We start from the raw sequence: 386 nt of genomic DNA, 5'->3' as shown, positions 1-386 counted from the left end.
GTCCTGCGCCACCAGGATCTGGCCGGCGCCCGCATCCTCCGCGATGGCGTAGAGGTCGGCGAGCGCCGGATCCTCGGCGGCGGCGTTCGACGCGATGATCACGGTGTCCATGTAGCCCGCCGTCAATTCGAGCAGGTCCACGGCGCCCGGCGCCGCATGAAGGCGGCAGACGACCCATCCGTAGGCCTCCGCCATGGCCTCGAAGGTCAGGCTGAGGGTGTCCGGCTCGTCGAACAGCACGTCGGCCTCGATGCGCCCGGCGGCGATCCGGTGCAGGCCGCTGTCGCCTGCAGGTTGGATCACGCCGAGGAAGGCCGCGTCGCCCGCGATGAGATCGCTGAACCCGCGCTCGGCCGTGGCGGCATGGGAATTGTTCAGGTCGATGG

Annotated in this window: 1 protein-coding gene; it reads right to left on the bottom strand. The window is 70.2% G+C overall.

Going from position 1 to position 386, the window contains the following annotated elements:
* The coding region (locus GVJ63_RS22125) for a hypothetical protein (protein WP_200843148.1) at positions 1-386 on the bottom strand (386 nt) is incomplete at both ends.

Origin of the sequence: Pantoea sp. 18059 (assembly GCF_902706165.1) — a bacterium.
Classification (GTDB): Bacteria; Pseudomonadota; Gammaproteobacteria; order Enterobacterales; family Enterobacteriaceae; genus Pantoea; species Pantoea agglomerans.
Note: the sequence above shows the minus strand (reverse complement) of the source record. Positions and strands in the feature narration are given on the sequence as shown.